We start from the raw sequence: 14,765 nt of genomic DNA on the forward strand, positions 1-14,765 counted from the left end.
CTTTTTTTATGTCTTTTGTTCTTTTTTTCCTTTTTTCTTCTTTTTCTCTTTCGTCGCAGGATCTTGATAAAGAGAGAATCTGCCAGTCTTGATGCGTGCTTCTGTCTTTACTTTAATACGTTCCTGACAGTCATCGCACATATATGTATGAATCGGTCGATTTCTTAACCGCTTAGCAACGAGTGTATCATCATCAATGGTTTCAAGCTTCTCACATATTGAGCACTTCACTCTCATCCTTTTCACCTCACTTATTGCATTTATTATAGCATGTTTTCCAGCTACTTAAAATCAGCGTAGAAAACGGCTTATATCACAGGAGATATAAGCCGTTCTCTTTATTTCTTCTGATTCATATGATGGTTTGATTGATCGTTTTGATGTTCGTCTAACTGCTTTTGATCATTTTGTTTGAGCTGATCATTCGGCTCATTTGTCGGATCTGTTTCGTGGCGATCAATTTCATTTCTCGGCATCTCTGGCATCACGCGGCCGACAATGGCGGCTAGTTCATCCATAATCCCACTGACAGGACGGCCTGCTTGTATTTCTTTGCCCATTTCTTTTAACCGGCTGACTGTATCCGGATCAGCGACCACAACAGCATTCGCACCTTCTGGATCATTTTTCAGTGCTTTTGCAACTGAATATTTAATGTTTTCTACTTTGCTTCTATCTAAATCATCTTTTACATCAATACCAACAACAGCATAGCGGCCGATGACGATCGCCGTTGCATCATTGACATCTGCTACGTGCTCTGTCACTTTGACAAGATGCTGCGCAACATCTGTAGATGACCGGGCTTGATTGGTCTTTTTCTTCGTTGAGTCTGACACCCGTACTACGTGCTGGCGTCCATCTTGCTTGTCTAGTGCCTCTGGCTTTTCCAGCTGCTGACAAGCGCCCAACAGAATGATGGCTTGAATCATGAATAATGTCAAAAATAGTCGCATCTGTATTCCCTCCTTCACAAACTGCATGATTTATTTTATTGTTGAATTAACCTTCTAACTTTATTCATGAAAACATATATTTTAACAATCGTTTTGGGAAAGACAAGGATGAATGAAACCCCGATCAGGAGGCGAAGGACCTGAGTAAAATTTATGTATTAGACACAAATGTGTTATTACAGGATCCGAATTCAATCTTTTCATTTGAAGACAACGAGGTCGTCATACCAGCCGTTGTGTTAGAAGAAGTAGACTCAAAAAAGAGATATATGGACGAGGTTGGACAAAATGCCCGGCGCGTCTCACGCCTAATCGACGGTTTAAGATCGAAAGGGAAACTGCATGAAAAAATTACACTAGAGTCAAAAGGGACGCTACGCATTGAACTGAATCACCGCTCTTTTCATGAGCTTCAAGAAATTTTTATTGAAAAAACGAACGATAATCGAATTTTGGCAGTCGCGAAAAATTTAAGCTTAGAGGAAGAAACAAAGCCTCATGGCAGACCTGTTATTTTGGTCAGCAAGGATGTGTTAGTGCGGGTAAAGGCGGATGCTATAGGGCTTCAAGCAGAAGACTTCTTAAGTGACCGTGTTTTGCAAAATGAGGACATCGATAATGGCTATCATGAGCTCTACATTCCGACTGAGCAATTGAATACATTTTATAAGCAAAATCAATTACCAATAAAAGAGGTCACAAGCGCACCATTCAACCCTCATCAATTTGTCATCATGAAGGGAAATGAAGGTGGTTCTGCTTTAGGAATGCTTGATCAAAAGGCAGAGCATGTAAAACGTCTCGTTTATGATCAAGAGCATATTTGGGGAATCCGTCCAAAGAATGTCCAGCAGACGATGGCACTCGAGCTGCTTTTGCGCCGTGACATTCCGCTCGTGACACTGATTGGAAAAGCGGGGACTGGTAAAACATTGCTTGCACTTGCTGCCGGATTAATGCAGACAGAGGACCTCGGTATGTTTAAAAAGTTGATCGTGGCGCGCTCCATCGTGCCTGTCGGGAAAGATATAGGATATTTGCCTGGAGAAAAGGAAGAAAAGCTCAGACCATGGATGCAGCCGATCTATGACAACCTAGAGTTTTTATTTAATACAAAAAAGCCGGGCGAGCTTGATGCGATTTTGGCGGGAATTGGATCTATTCAAGTCGAAGCATTGACGTATATTCGGGGAAGAAGTATACCTGATCAATTTATTATCATTGATGAGGCGCAGAATTTAACAAAGCACGAGGTGAAAACATTATTAACGCGAGTCGGAGAGGGAAGTAAAATTGTGCTCATGGGAGATCCAGAGCAGATTGATCACCCTTATTTAGACAGCTTAAATAATGGGCTTACGTATGTGATCGAGCGGTTCAAAGGGCAGCAAATATCTGGACATGTCAAGCTTGTCAAAGGAGAAAGGTCTGGACTTGCACAGCTTGCCGCTGATTTGCTATAGTCCAGACCCTCTGTTCTTATGTAATGATCAGCTCTTTGACACCTTTTATCGGCTGAGTGAGGTTGGACTGATCCGCGAAATAGACGTGGATGGGTCCTTCTTCTGTGATTGGCTTACCATGTTGGCTGAAATGAGCAATGCTTTCCATTGCCTGAGAAAGCGGCACAGCAATTGTACCTGTCTCTGTGACAAATTCGCATGTATCCGCATGTTCAAGCGGCTCAGCATTTTTTAGCATATCGCCAAGCTTCATCCCGAAGCTGCCTGTGACGAGTCTTTCCTTTTCGTACTTCTTCTCTGTTTTTAACGTAGGTGGAAGAGTTTGACCTTCTCTTATGACCCGCTCTTGGTCAAGCTCCTGATCTAGCTGTTTCTCTTCACTTGCTGCATTTTTTTCAAAGAATGAATCCATTAAAAATTTGCGGTCATCAAAAATCCATACACTTGGATCAATGGTGATCTTGTACTGTACGTTCCCCTTGATTTGAATGATGCTCATGTTCAAGACAACCCCTTTCCAACATAAATTATAGAAGTTTTCTCCCGCTTTGTCACTTTCATAAACATGCTGCACCTTGTACACACTAATCATACATGAAAGATAGGGAGTGTATGAGCATGGCATGTCGCGACAATGAAGAGCTTCAGCGATTTGTAGAAGAAGCAAAAAAAGTGGCCAAAGATGGTCAAGTAGCATCCTATATTCCCGCTCTCGGCAAAGCGGATCAGACGGATTTATCTGTGGCAGTGTATCATGTGAGTAATACGTGCCACTCAGCTGGAGATGTAGATAAACGATTTACGCTTCAAAGCATTTCAAAAGTATTAGCACTGGCGCTTGTGCTCTCAGAAGAAGGGCCAAAAAAAGTCTTTCAATTTGTTGGACAAGAACCAACAGGTGACCCGTTTAATTCAATGATCAAACTGGAAACAGCGAGTCCGAATAAACCGCTGAATCCAATGATTAATGCAGGGGCGCTCGCAGTCACGAGTTTAATCAGAGGAGCGACTCCGCAAGATCAGCTGGGCCGGTTGCTCAGCTTCATTAGAGAGCTTGCAAATGACAAAAGCATTACATACTGCAAGGAAACAGCAGCCTCCGAATTTGAGACATCGATGATTAACCGGGCAATGTGCTATTATATGAAGCAATATCATATTATTAGAGGGAACGTAGAGGAAGTCATGGACGTCTATACGAAACAATGTGCCATCATGATGAACAGCTTGGATTTGGCGAAAATTGCTTGTGTTTTTTCATTAGACGGCAGACATCCAGAAACGGGGAAGCGAATTCTTTCAAAAGATGTCGCTAGAATTTGTAAAACCTTTATGGTGACGTGCGGCATGTACAATGCGAGCGGAGAATTTGCCATTAACATCGGAATTCCTGCAAAAAGCGGTGTCTCAGGCGGGATTATGGGAGCTGCACCATATGATTTTGGAATCGGTATCTTCGGTCCGGCTCTGGATGAAAAAGGGAATAGTATTGCTGGGATTAAGCTGCTTGAGCTGATGAGTGAAAAATACGAGATGAGTATCTTTTAATGAAGGAGGGCTTCTTTTTATTTTTACAAAGCGAACTGTACAAATCTGCTTGCAATTTTGGGCGTTTCGCTTTATGATAAATAGAAGAATTAGGTACTCGCCTGGGGAACGGAGGGATACTTTTGGCGTCAGAAATTTTAGTCGATCATCGGCAAAAAGCACTGGCTTTATTAAAATTGGATGCAGATAAAATTTTAAAATTGATCCAAGTGCAAATGGACAACTTAACGATGCCGCAATGTCCTCTTTATGAAGAGGTTTTAGATACTCAAATGTTCGGATTATCGAGAGAAATTGATTTTGCTGTCCGGCTTGGATTAGTTGATCAACATGAAGGTAAGAAACTACTCGATAAACTTGAGAGAGAGCTTTCCGCACTTCATGATGCGTTCACAAAAAAATAATGATTGAAAACTCAAACTTCCTTAACATAAGTTTGAGTTTTTTTGTCCTCTATTTTCTTTTCATTGTTTCATGTCAAACGGACTTGATTCTTTCACGAATGACGAACAATATAAAAGAGGTAAAACGAGATCAAACGGAGAAAATGTAGTAGAATAAAAACAGCTAAGAGGATATCAAGCAGTAGAAACAGACGTTAGGAAGAGGATTATATGTTAAAGAGAATGCTAAAATCGTATGACTACTCATTATTGTTCGCCATTATTTTAATTAGCGCATTCGGTTTGGTCATGGTGTATAGCTCAAGTATGATTACATCTGTGATTAGATACGATGCCGCGCCAGATAATTTTTTTAAGAAACAGCTTTTATTTATGATCGTTGGAGCGGTCATATTGCTCTTTACAGCATTAGTTCCATATCAGCTGTTTTCAAATAAGAAATTTCAAATCGGTATGCTGCTGCTATCCGTTTTTTCCCTCATCTATGTGTACTTTGGCGGTCATATTGCAGGGAACGCAAGAAGCTGGATTAAAGTAGGCCCATTCAGTCTTCAGCCTGCGGAATTTGTGAAGATTGTCGTTATTATTTATCTTGCTGCTGTGTATGCAAAAAAGCAGCATTATATTGATCATATTTTACGAGGAGTCACACCTCCAATCGTGATTGTTTCGATCTTATGCGGATTTATCATTTTGCAGCCAGACTATGGGACAGCCTTTATCATTGGCATGATTGCTCTTGCGATGATTTTATGCTCAGGGTTTAGCGGGAAAACACTTGCGAAGCTGCTGGCGTTATTTAGTGCCGTGATGGTCATCGTAACCCCATTTATTATTCTGTTCTGGGATAAAATATTCACGCAAAATCGCCTCGGGCGTTTTGAGAGTTTCCAAGATCCCTTTAAAGATGCAGGGGATACTGGACATCAATTGATTAATTCCTATTACGCCATTGGATCAGGCGGCTTTTTTGGACTGGGTCTAGGAGAAAGCGTTCAAAAGTACGGGTATCTTCCAGAGCCGCACACAGATTTTATCATGGCAATCATTTCAGAAGAGCTTGGCTTTTTCGGCGTATTTTTTGTACTCGCTCTCCTTGGCTTCATCGTCGTGAAAGGTTTTTATATTGCAAGAAAGTGTGAAGACCCATTTGGAAGTTTGCTTGCAATAGGAATTTCCTCCATGATTGCGATCCAAACATGCATTAATTTAGGCGGTGTTTCAGGTCTGATTCCGATTACTGGGGTCACTCTTCCGTTTATTAGCTACGGGGGATCGTCCATCATTTTACTGAGCGGTTGTATGGGAATATTGCTGAATATCAGCATGTTTACTGAATATAAAGAGCGTTACAAAAAGAAAAAATCAATGATCAAGCCATCAGTTCAAAAAAATGGATTGCAGAAAACTTTGAATCTTTAGAAAACAAAAGTGTACAGTTTTCATTTCTTCCTTTATTATAGAGTACATATAAAATTTTAAGGGATATGGAGGAGTGAGAAATGTCACAGAGAACAATTCAAAAGGTTCTAGTTGCAAACAGAGGGGAAATTGCTATCAGAGTCTTCAGGGCCTGTACGGAGCTCAATTTACGTACAGTAGCCATTTATTCCAAAGAAGACTCGGGCTCTTATCATCGCTATAAAGCCGATGAAGCATATCTAGTTGGAGAAGGGAAAAAGCCGATTGATGCCTACCTTGATATCGAGGGGATCATCGAAATTGCAAAACGAAATGACGTGGATGCGATTCATCCAGGATACGGATTTTTATCTGAAAACATTCATTTTGCAAGACGATGCGAAGAGGAAGGCATTCAATTTATCGGCCCAACTTCTCAACATTTAGATATGTTTGGAGATAAAGTAAAGGCAAGAGAAGAAGCGAAAAAAGCTGGAATTCCAGTCATTCCAGGAAGTGACGGACCAGTTAATTCGGCCGAAGAAGTCGAAAAATTCGGTGAAGAATACGGTTACCCATTTATTATTAAAGCTTCACTAGGCGGCGGCGGCCGGGGTATGCGGATTGTCAGAACGAAAGAGGAGCTGAAGGAAGCCTATGACCGTGCGAAGTCAGAGGCAAAAGCGGCTTTTGGAAATGACGAAGTATACGTTGAAAAACTGATTGAAAATCCGAAACACATTGAGGTGCAGGTGATTGGTGACAATCACGGCAATATCATTCATTTATATGAGCGTGACTGCTCTGTTCAAAGGCGGCATCAAAAAGTTATTGAAGTGGCGCCAAGTGTGTCTCTTACAGATCAACTGCGTGAAGATATTTGCGAAGCGGCTGTTCAGCTGGCTCGGAATGTATCATATATCAATGCAGGAACTGTAGAATTCCTTGTTGCAAATGGAGAGTTTTACTTTATTGAAGTCAATCCAAGGGTACAGGTAGAACACACGATCACTGAAATGATCACTGGTGTCGATATCGTCCAAACCCAAATTCTTGTCGCAAAGGGCTATGACCTTCACAGCAAGGAAGTCGGTATACCAAAGCAAGAAGATATTTTCACACATGGTTTTGCCATTCAATCAAGGGTTACAACAGAAGATCCTTTAAATGATTTTATGCCAGACACAGGGAAAATTATGGCCTACCGTTCAGGCGGGGGATTTGGTGTACGACTTGATACAGGGAACAGCTTTCAAGGTGCAGTCATTACACCTTATTACGATTCACTATTGGTCAAGCTGTCCACATGGGCGCTCACATTTGACCAAGCGGCTGCTAAAATGGTTCGAAACTTACAGGAATTCAGGATTCGCGGAATTAAAACAAACATTCCGTTTCTTGAAAACGTGGCAAAGCATGAGAAGTTTCTAAAAGGGGAATACGATACGTCGTTTATCGATTCAACGCCAGAGCTATTTAATTTCCCTAAGCAAAAAGACCGTGGAACGAAGATGCTGACTTATATTGGTAACGTGACCATTAATGGATTCCCTGGTATTGCGGAGAAAAAGAAGCCTCATTTTGACAAGCCTGTTGTACCGAAGCTTCCTCTCAAGCAAGAGGTGCCATCTGGGACTAAACAATTGTTAGATGCGCATGGACCTGAGGGCCTTGCCAATTGGGTGAAAGAACAAAAGAGCGTCCTTTTAACAGATACAACCTTTAGGGACGCGCATCAGTCTCTGCTTGCGACCCGCTTCAGAACTCATGATTTAAAGAAAGTAGCCCAGCCAACAGCAGGTTTATGGCCAGAGCTGTTTAGTATGGAAATGTGGGGCGGTGCTACATTTGATGTTGCGTACCGTTTCTTAAAAGAAGATCCTTGGCAGCGATTAAAAGAGCTTCGCCAAGAAGTGCCAAACACGTTGTTCCAAATGCTTTTAAGATCATCAAACGCTGTCGGATATACAAACTATGCGGATAATGTGATTAAAGCATTTGTAAAGGAATCTGCCGAGGCAGGCATTGACGTGTTCCGTATTTTCGATAGCTTAAACTGGGTCAAAGGCATGACACTTGCCATTGATTCTGTTCGTGAATCAGGCAAAGTGGCAGAGGCAGCCATTTGTTATACGGGGGACATTCTCGATCCATCTCGTCCGAAATATGATCTTAAGTACTATGTATCTCTTGCGAAAGAGCTTGAATCTGCCGGTGCACATATTTTAGGTATTAAAGATATGGCGGGATTATTAAAGCCGCAGGCAGCTTATGAGTTAGTCTCTGCTTTAAAAGATGAACTCACAATCCCTATCCATCTTCATACACATGACACGAGTGGAAATGGACTGTTCACCTATGCAAGGGCAATTGATGCAGGTGTTGATATTGTTGATGTGGCCGTCAGCTCTATGGCAGGACTCACATCGCAGCCAAGCGCAAGCTCACTGTACTATGCTTTAGATGGGCATGAAAGAAAGCCAGACATGAACGTCCAATCGGTCGAACACCTTTCTCAATATTGGGATTCTGTTAGAAAATACTACCGTGAATTCGAAAGCGGCATGAATTCACCTCATACAGAAATTTATGAGCATGAAATGCCTGGCGGACAGTATAGTAACTTGCAGCAACAGGCGAAAGGTGTCGGACTTGGTGACCGCTGGAACGAAGTAAAAGAAATGTACAGACGTGTGAATGACATGTTTGGTGATATTGTGAAGGTGACACCTTCCTCTAAAGTAGTCGGAGACATGGCTCTTTATATGGTGCAAAATGATTTAACAGAGGAAGATGTCTATGAAAAAGGAGCAACTTTAGACTTCCCTGATTCTGTTGTGGAGCTATTTAAAGGCTATTTAGGCCAGCCGCATGGCGGGTTCCCTGAAAAATTGCAAAAGCTGATTTTAAAAGGAGAAGAACCGCTCACTGTCAGACCTGGTGAAAAGCTGAAGCCAGTTGACTTTGAAGCTATTCAGCAGCAGTTCAAAGAATCTCATGACCTGACGCTGACAGAGCAAGACGCGATTGCGTATGCCTTATATCCAAAAGTCTTTTCTGAATTTGTCCAAACAGCAGAAAGCTACGGAGACATCTCTGTTCTTGACACACCAACGTTCTTCTACGGGATGAGGCTTGGTGAAGAGATTGAGGTAGAAATCGAAAAAGGAAAAACCCTCATTGTTAAACTCGTGTCAATTGGAGAACCGAATCCAGATGCCACAAGAGTTCTTTACTTTGAGCTAAATGGACAGCCGCGTGAAGTCGTGATTAAGGATGAAAGCATCAAATCATCCGTTCAAGAAAAAATGAAGGCGGACCGTTCAAATCCAAATCACATTGCCGCATCAATGCCAGGCACTGTCATCAAAGTGCTCGTGGAAAAAGGACAGAAAATCTCGCAAGGTGAGCATTTGATGATCAATGAAGCCATGAAAATGGAGACGACTGTACAAGCCCCATTCACTGCGGTCGTAGATGAAATACATGTGACAAATGGAGAACCGATTCAAACCGGAGATCTGCTGATTGTTTTAAAGCCTGAATAATAAGTGAGACACATCCATCGTGATGTGTTTCAGCGTGTAGACAAACCCTCGCATTCTTTGTCAGGTCTGCGCTTCGGTGCTCACGAATGTCAAATTCGCTCCGCTCCGGTGCTCGCCCTTCCTAGACTGCAAAGGTTTTCTATCACGCTGAAAAGAAGACAAAGGGCTAAAATAAAAATCATTTTAGCCCTTTGTCTACAATCTGAGACACATCCATCGTGATGTGTCTTTTTTTGAGCGCATTAAAATGTGCAGCAGCCTGCGAGAGTGATTACACTATAGAGTGAGGTGAAGAAAGTTGGAAATTGTCGTGATTTGGTTTCGCCGAGATATGCGATTAGATGATCATATCGCCTTGTCAAAAGCGATCACTTATGCAAAAAAACACGAGTACAAATTATTGGCTCTTTATCATCTAGATCCATTCTTTACTGAAATGGAAATGGATATAAATAACGAACATTTCTTTCAAAACTTGGCGCATTTCGTCAAGGAAGCGAGAGAATCTCAAGTGTATGTTCACCTTCTCCATGATGATGTCCTGCGCGCCTTTCAGCAGGTCATGGAAGTGTATGACATCAAAACCGTCTTTTTTAATGAAGATGAGGTGGGGATCGGTCAAAGGCGTGACAAGCAAGTAACCGATTTTTTAGAAAAGAAGGGCATTCATGTGTCAACATGGCAAGATACACACCTTCACGGGGCGCGAGATATTTTAAAAGCAGATGGGTCACATTATCAAGTGTTTACCCCATACTATCAATCATGGCGTAAGCAAGAAAAGCAGCCTGTGATAAAAGTTGACAAATCATTTTTTAGCAGCGAGCATACGATTTGTGATGAGCCACTTTCGCAAAAAGGAAATGATAAACTGCGAGAATTGATAAAGGGCTGCTCAAGGAAGTTTGATCAAATTGGCTCAGACAAAGCGATGAACACGCTTCATCAATTTATCCAAAAAAGATTAACGCGTTACCATGAGAAACGAGATATTCCGTCTGTTTTTGGAACGAGCAAGCTGTCGCGGTTCTTAAAAACAGGCACTATTTCGATTCGAACGATCTTTCATGCGATATATGAAGAAGCACTCTATGAAGACGAGGGCAGAGAGACTTTTATCAAAGAGATGGCATGGCGTGATTTTTATCATATGATTTATGCGCATTATCCTGAGATGAAAGAAAAAGAAATCAATTCGGCGTTTCAAGGGATGAAATGGAATGAAGATGAGACGCTGTTTGAAGCTTGGTGTAAAGGAGAGACAGGTTTTCCGCTCGTTGATGCAGGGATGAGACAGTTAAATGAGGAGGGCTGGATGCATAACCGTTTGCGAATGATTACAGCTTCATTTTTAACAAAGGATTATTTGATTGATTGGAGAAAAGGCGAAGCGTATTTTGCAAAAAAACTTGTGGATTATGATGAGGCGTCAAATATCGGAGGATTTCAGTGGGCAGCCTCCGTCGGAACAGATGCGGTGCCGTACTTCCGTATTTTCAACCCGACCACTCAGTCAAAGCGATTTGACCCGAGCGGAGAATATATTAGAAAATATGTACCAGAGCTAGAGCATGTCGATGAAAAATGGATTCATGAACCAAGTAAAATGCCGATTGATGAGCAATTGAAATCGGGCTGTGTGCTAGGTGATACATACCCGCTGCCGGCAGTTGACCACCAGGAAAGACGCAAAAAAGCCATTTCGCTATTTGAAGAAGCAAAACAACAATAAAACAAATCCCCCATTCCGCAAGAAAGGGGGATACAAATTCTTATTTGAATGGTTCTTTGCTTTCATATTTAAACCGGGCAATGAGTAGGCAGAAGTAACAGAGTACTCCAAACAAACAGGAAATAAAGAATGAATGAGCCAGCGCATAACCTAGTGCGAGCTGGGAATACACAGACATCACACCTGAAATCGCTTGAAGTGTAATGAGAATGGCTGAAATGATCCATCCATAATACAGCTGCTTCTGTTCTTTATAATGTTTCATGGCATGGAACATCGCAACAAATATCCAGACGAATAAAAGAAGTGCTGCTGCTCGGTGAGACATTTGCACCCACTGATTAAAGTATGCTGGAAGTGCACCGTCTTTTGAACAAAACGGGAAAACAGAGCAAGCAAGGCTTGATTTAGTATGCCTCACATAAGCACCCGTGTACACCACGATATACGTATAGGTGATCAAACCATAAATATGAAACTGCATTTTTTTGCCGATATGAAGCGGCTTCACAAGCTTTGTTTCAGATCTGGTTGCCTCAAATACAAGAAGCGCAAGCAATAACACTGAAGCAAAAGAAATGAGTGAAATACCGAAGTGCAGTGCCATGACAAGTGCGTTGGAACCAAACACGACGGCAAGAGCCCCTAACAGCGCTTGTAGCAGTAAGAATATAATCGACATGATGACCAAAAATTTGGTTTCACGGAATACTGGACTAATCTTTTTCCAGCATAAGACCGCCAGTGCCAAGACAAGAATGGTTGAAACCCCTGTTGACATGCGGTGACTCCATTCGATGATGGAAGCAGGGTTCATTTCAGGGAAGAAACGACCGTGACAAAGGGGCCACTGCCTGCCGCAGCCAAGACCCGAGCCGGTTTTCGTCACAAGCGCACCGCCAATCAAAACGATCAGCATCACAAACGTTGTGATCACGCTCAATAACCTTAAAGCAAATTTCATCAAATTATTTCACCTTCTCTAAAAAACTTCTGATCTAATTGAAAAACCTCACATGCTCTCAAGTTTAAGCCAAATGCGTGTTCTGTTGCAATTCATAATGACCAAAGTTCACAAAAAAATGATATGTTAGTTCACAAAGTTTACAGATTTAGAGTGCTTGATCTTTCTTTCACAGTCTGATAGAAATAGAGGAGAGAATATTTCATTTTGCACCGCCTTCTGAAACACAGGTAAATCCTAATAAATTCACTAAAAGTTCACAAATAACTTCGAGATTGTCGTTTATTATTTAATAGGATGTTTTTTTACAGCTGTTTATCTTGTATGATAGAGTTGTAACGAATTTACGTTTCATTGTTTGTTTGAAGGTTTGGGCAAGGGAGGTTATACACATTGGCAAATTCCAAAACAGCCGCGGAAGCAGCTATTCATGGACAAATAGAAGAAACAACAGCTTGGAAAGATTTTCTTGCTCTGATTAAAATGGGCATCGTCAATTCCAACTTCATTACAACATTTACTGGAATGTGGCTTGCTTTTTATTTTACAGGGATGAGTTTCCTTGGGAATCTTGATATTGTGCTGTTAACAATGATTGGTTCTTCTCTTATTATTGCCGGTTCATGCGCCATTAATAATGCGTTTGACCGTGATATTGATATATTAATGGAAAGAACAAAAACAAGACCGACGGTTACAGGTAAGATTCAGCCGGGGCAAGCGTATGCATTTGGTATTTTGCTTGTTGTACTTGGACTCATCATGCTTCTGATGACAACTATCACATCAGCAGTGATTGGATTTATCGGAGTCTTTACTTATGCGGTTCTTTACACCATGTGGTCTAAACGCCATTACACCATTAATACCGTTATTGGAAGTGTATCTGGTGCGGTGCCGCCATTAATCGGCTGGACAGCTGTCACAGGTACAATCGACACAACGGCTTGGGTTTTGTTTATGATTATGTTCATTTGGCAAATCCCGCACTTCCTGTCACTTGCGATTAAGAAAACGGAAGATTACCGTAAGGCAGGTATTCCAATGCTACCAGTCGTTTATGGCTTTGAAGTCACGAAACGCCAAATCATCATTTGGACAGCATGTCTTCTCCCGCTTCCATTTTTCTTAGGTGGATTAGGATGGCCGATTGTCGCACTTGGCACATTGCTGAATATTGGATGGCTCGTCATTGGCCTTATGGGCTTTAAAATGAAAGACGTCATGAAGTGGTCAACGCTCATGTTCGTTTATTCATTAAACTACTTAACCATCTTTTTCGTCGCGATGATTATTATTACACTATTCTAGAGTAAAATACACTTTGATCACATCAAAACAAGGCTATATCTTATAACACAACATTTTCTAACAACTATGAAAGCCGCCTGATATTCAGTTCTATTTAGGCGGCTTTCTGTTTATACATAGATGGTATTTTGAGTAAAAACATCATTTTTTTATGAAAACAGGAAATGTAAGTGCTTTTATAAGAGGCGGGGGTTATGGATGGGTGAAAAGTGATTTTATAAATAAGAGGTAAAAAGCGAAAGGCAAAGGAGATCAAGCAAAAGGGGTTGGGACAAATTATGATAAGAAAATGGCGTGTTTATTCACTGTTTCTCTTATTGACGCTCGTTTTGGCGGGCTGTGGTGAACCATACTTATCAACACTCAAACCAGTTGGGGAAGTAGCAGATAAACAATTTTTCCTAACGGTACTGAGTACACTCATTATGGTTCTTGTCGTCATTGTTGTATCGATCATTTTCTTTTACGTCATCATTAAATTCAAACGTTCTAAAGTTGGAGAAGATACGATTCCAAAGCAGGTGGAAGGGAACCGTAACCTAGAAATTACGTGGACAGCGATTCCGATTCTTCTCCTCATTATTCTCGTTGTGCCTGTTGTGGCATACACGCTTGAGCTTGGGGATACAAGCGCTATGGATAAGAAAAAACGAGATCCTGAAAAGACACTTGTTGTCAATGTAAGAGCCAGTTTATATTGGTGGGAATTCGAATACCCTGATTATGGGATTGTCACGAGTCAGGAATTGATTGTACCGACAGATCAAAAGGTCTACTTCAAGCTGAAAGCATCTGATGTGAAACACTCTTTCTGGGTTCCATCGGCTGGCGGTAAAATTGATACAAACACAGACAATGAAAACAAGTTTTATTTAACCTTTGATTCAAAACGAACGAAAGATGCAGGAGAATATTTCTACGGGAAATGTGCGGAGCTTTGCGGTCCCTCGCATGCTTTAATGGACTTTAAAGTTAAAACGCTTTCTCAAGATGAGTTTTTAGGATGGACGAAAAAAATGGCTGATTACAAGAAGCCTACATCCACAAAAGATCTTGCCCTTGAAGGTGAAAAATTATTTAAAGAGAAAAACTGCTTGAGCTGTCACGCAGTAGAGCCTGGGGACGAACGGCCGGAAGCAGCAAGGACAGCACCAAACCTTGCAACCTTCGGAGAGCGAACGAAAGTAGCTGGAATTAAAGACATGAACAAAGAAAACGTGAAAGCATGGCTGAAAGATCCAGAGAGCTTTAAACCAGGAAATAAAATGACAGGGACGTACCCTAAATTAAATGACTCAGAAGCAGATGCACTTTATGAGTATTTAAAAGGACTTAAAATCGAGTAATTTCTAATAGGAATGTGTAAGAGGGTATGTAATCGATGTGAAGTTTTTGTTAAGAGCTCCCGAATATGTCTCTACAACCAAGAAGTAGCCAT

General features: G+C 41.4%; 12 protein-coding genes. 8 read left to right on the forward strand and 4 right to left on the reverse strand.

The features are described from left to right. Positions 1–6: 6 nt before the first annotated feature. Together MHH41_RS07050 and MHH41_RS07055 are read right to left on the reverse strand one after the other, a co-directional pair. Positions 7–237 carry a YlaI family protein gene (locus MHH41_RS07050; RefSeq protein ID WP_003210787.1) on the reverse strand — a complete coding sequence of 77 codons (231 nt, stop codon included), beginning with the start codon at positions 235–237 and terminating at the stop codon, positions 7–9. A 101-nt stretch (positions 238–338) separates the two neighbouring features. Continuing rightward, on the reverse strand, positions 339–956 hold the full coding sequence (locus MHH41_RS07055; RefSeq protein WP_340866008.1) for a YhcN/YlaJ family sporulation lipoprotein: 618 nt from the start codon (positions 954–956) through the stop codon (positions 339–341). A 140-nt stretch (positions 957–1,096) separates the two neighbouring features. Here MHH41_RS07055 and MHH41_RS07060 point away from each other — a divergent pair, with 140 nt between their 5' ends. Further along, entirely contained in the window at positions 1,097–2,419 is a 1,323-nt protein-coding gene (locus MHH41_RS07060) for a PhoH family protein (protein WP_034619937.1), read from the forward strand. 16 nt (positions 2,420–2,435) lie between these two features. Here the strand turns inward: MHH41_RS07060 and MHH41_RS07065 are convergent, their stop codons facing one another. Next, positions 2,436–2,918 carry a hypothetical protein gene (locus MHH41_RS07065; RefSeq protein ID WP_050945113.1) on the reverse strand — a complete coding sequence of 161 codons (483 nt, stop codon included), beginning with the start codon at positions 2,916–2,918 and terminating at the stop codon, positions 2,436–2,438. Between the two features lie 119 nt (positions 2,919–3,037). Between MHH41_RS07065 and glsA the strand changes: the two genes are divergently transcribed. The 5 genes from glsA (at position 3,038) to MHH41_RS07090 (ending at position 11,052) form a co-directional block, all read left to right on the forward strand. After that, complete coding sequence (glsA, locus tag MHH41_RS07070; protein ID WP_251191315.1) at positions 3,038–3,967, forward strand: glutaminase A; 930 nt, start codon at positions 3,038–3,040, stop codon at positions 3,965–3,967. A 122-nt stretch (positions 3,968–4,089) separates the two neighbouring features. Then, on the forward strand, positions 4,090–4,371 hold the full coding sequence (locus tag MHH41_RS07075; protein ID WP_003212509.1) for a YlaN family protein: 282 nt from the start codon (positions 4,090–4,092) through the stop codon (positions 4,369–4,371). A gap of 210 nt (positions 4,372–4,581) precedes the next feature. Continuing rightward, positions 4,582–5,793 carry a putative lipid II flippase FtsW gene (ftsW, locus tag MHH41_RS07080; protein ID WP_137054677.1) on the forward strand — a complete coding sequence of 404 codons (1,212 nt, stop codon included), beginning with the start codon at positions 4,582–4,584 and terminating at the stop codon, positions 5,791–5,793. Between the two features lie 80 nt (positions 5,794–5,873). After that, positions 5,874–9,320 carry a pyruvate carboxylase gene (gene pyc, locus MHH41_RS07085; protein WP_340866010.1) on the forward strand — a complete coding sequence of 1,149 codons (3,447 nt, stop codon included), beginning with the start codon at positions 5,874–5,876 and terminating at the stop codon, positions 9,318–9,320. 298 nt (positions 9,321–9,618) lie between these two features. Then, on the forward strand, positions 9,619–11,052 hold the full coding sequence (locus MHH41_RS07090; RefSeq protein WP_340866011.1) for a cryptochrome/photolyase family protein: 1,434 nt from the start codon (positions 9,619–9,621) through the stop codon (positions 11,050–11,052). Between the two features lie 40 nt (positions 11,053–11,092). On the opposite strand, the gene MHH41_RS07095 is transcribed toward MHH41_RS07090, so the two are convergent. Continuing rightward, on the reverse strand, positions 11,093–12,016 hold the full coding sequence (locus MHH41_RS07095) for a COX15/CtaA family protein (protein ID WP_003210766.1): 924 nt from the start codon (positions 12,014–12,016) through the stop codon (positions 11,093–11,095). Positions 12,017–12,409: 393 nt separating this feature from the next. Here MHH41_RS07095 and cyoE point away from each other — a divergent pair, with 393 nt between their 5' ends. Together cyoE and coxB are read left to right on the forward strand one after the other, a co-directional pair. Continuing rightward, positions 12,410–13,327 carry a heme o synthase gene (cyoE, locus tag MHH41_RS07100; protein WP_003211774.1) on the forward strand — a complete coding sequence of 306 codons (918 nt, stop codon included), beginning with the start codon at positions 12,410–12,412 and terminating at the stop codon, positions 13,325–13,327. A gap of 278 nt (positions 13,328–13,605) precedes the next feature. After that, complete coding sequence (gene coxB / locus MHH41_RS07105; RefSeq protein ID WP_003212202.1) at positions 13,606–14,673, forward strand: cytochrome c oxidase subunit II; 1,068 nt, start codon at positions 13,606–13,608, stop codon at positions 14,671–14,673. Positions 14,674–14,765: the final 92 nt, after the last annotated feature.

Source organism: Bacillus sp. FSL K6-1145 (assembly GCF_038003425.1).
Lineage (GTDB): Bacteria > Bacillota > Bacilli > Bacillales > Bacillaceae > Bacillus > Bacillus pumilus.

Bases quoted from the DNA above. Each gene is read 5' to 3' on its own strand.
- MHH41_RS07055 (WP_340866008.1), bottom strand. From the start codon at position 956: ATGCGACTATTTTTGACATTATTCATGATTCAAGCCATCATTCTGTTG.
- MHH41_RS07095 (WP_003210766.1), bottom strand. From the start codon at position 12,016: ATGAAATTTGCTTTAAGGTTATTGAGCGTGATCACAACGTTTGTGATG.
- pyc (WP_340866010.1), top strand. From the start codon at position 5,874: ATGTCACAGAGAACAATTCAAAAGGTTCTAGTTGCAAACAGAGGGGAA.
- MHH41_RS07050 (WP_003210787.1), bottom strand. From the start codon at position 237: ATGAGAGTGAAGTGCTCAATATGTGAGAAGCTTGAAACCATTGATGAT.
- coxB (WP_003212202.1), top strand. From the start codon at position 13,606: ATGATAAGAAAATGGCGTGTTTATTCACTGTTTCTCTTATTGACGCTC.
- ftsW (WP_137054677.1), top strand. From the start codon at position 4,582: ATGTTAAAGAGAATGCTAAAATCGTATGACTACTCATTATTGTTCGCC.
- MHH41_RS07065 (WP_050945113.1), bottom strand. From the start codon at position 2,918: ATGAGCATCATTCAAATCAAGGGGAACGTACAGTACAAGATCACCATT.
- glsA (WP_251191315.1), top strand. From the start codon at position 3,038: ATGGCATGTCGCGACAATGAAGAGCTTCAGCGATTTGTAGAAGAAGCA.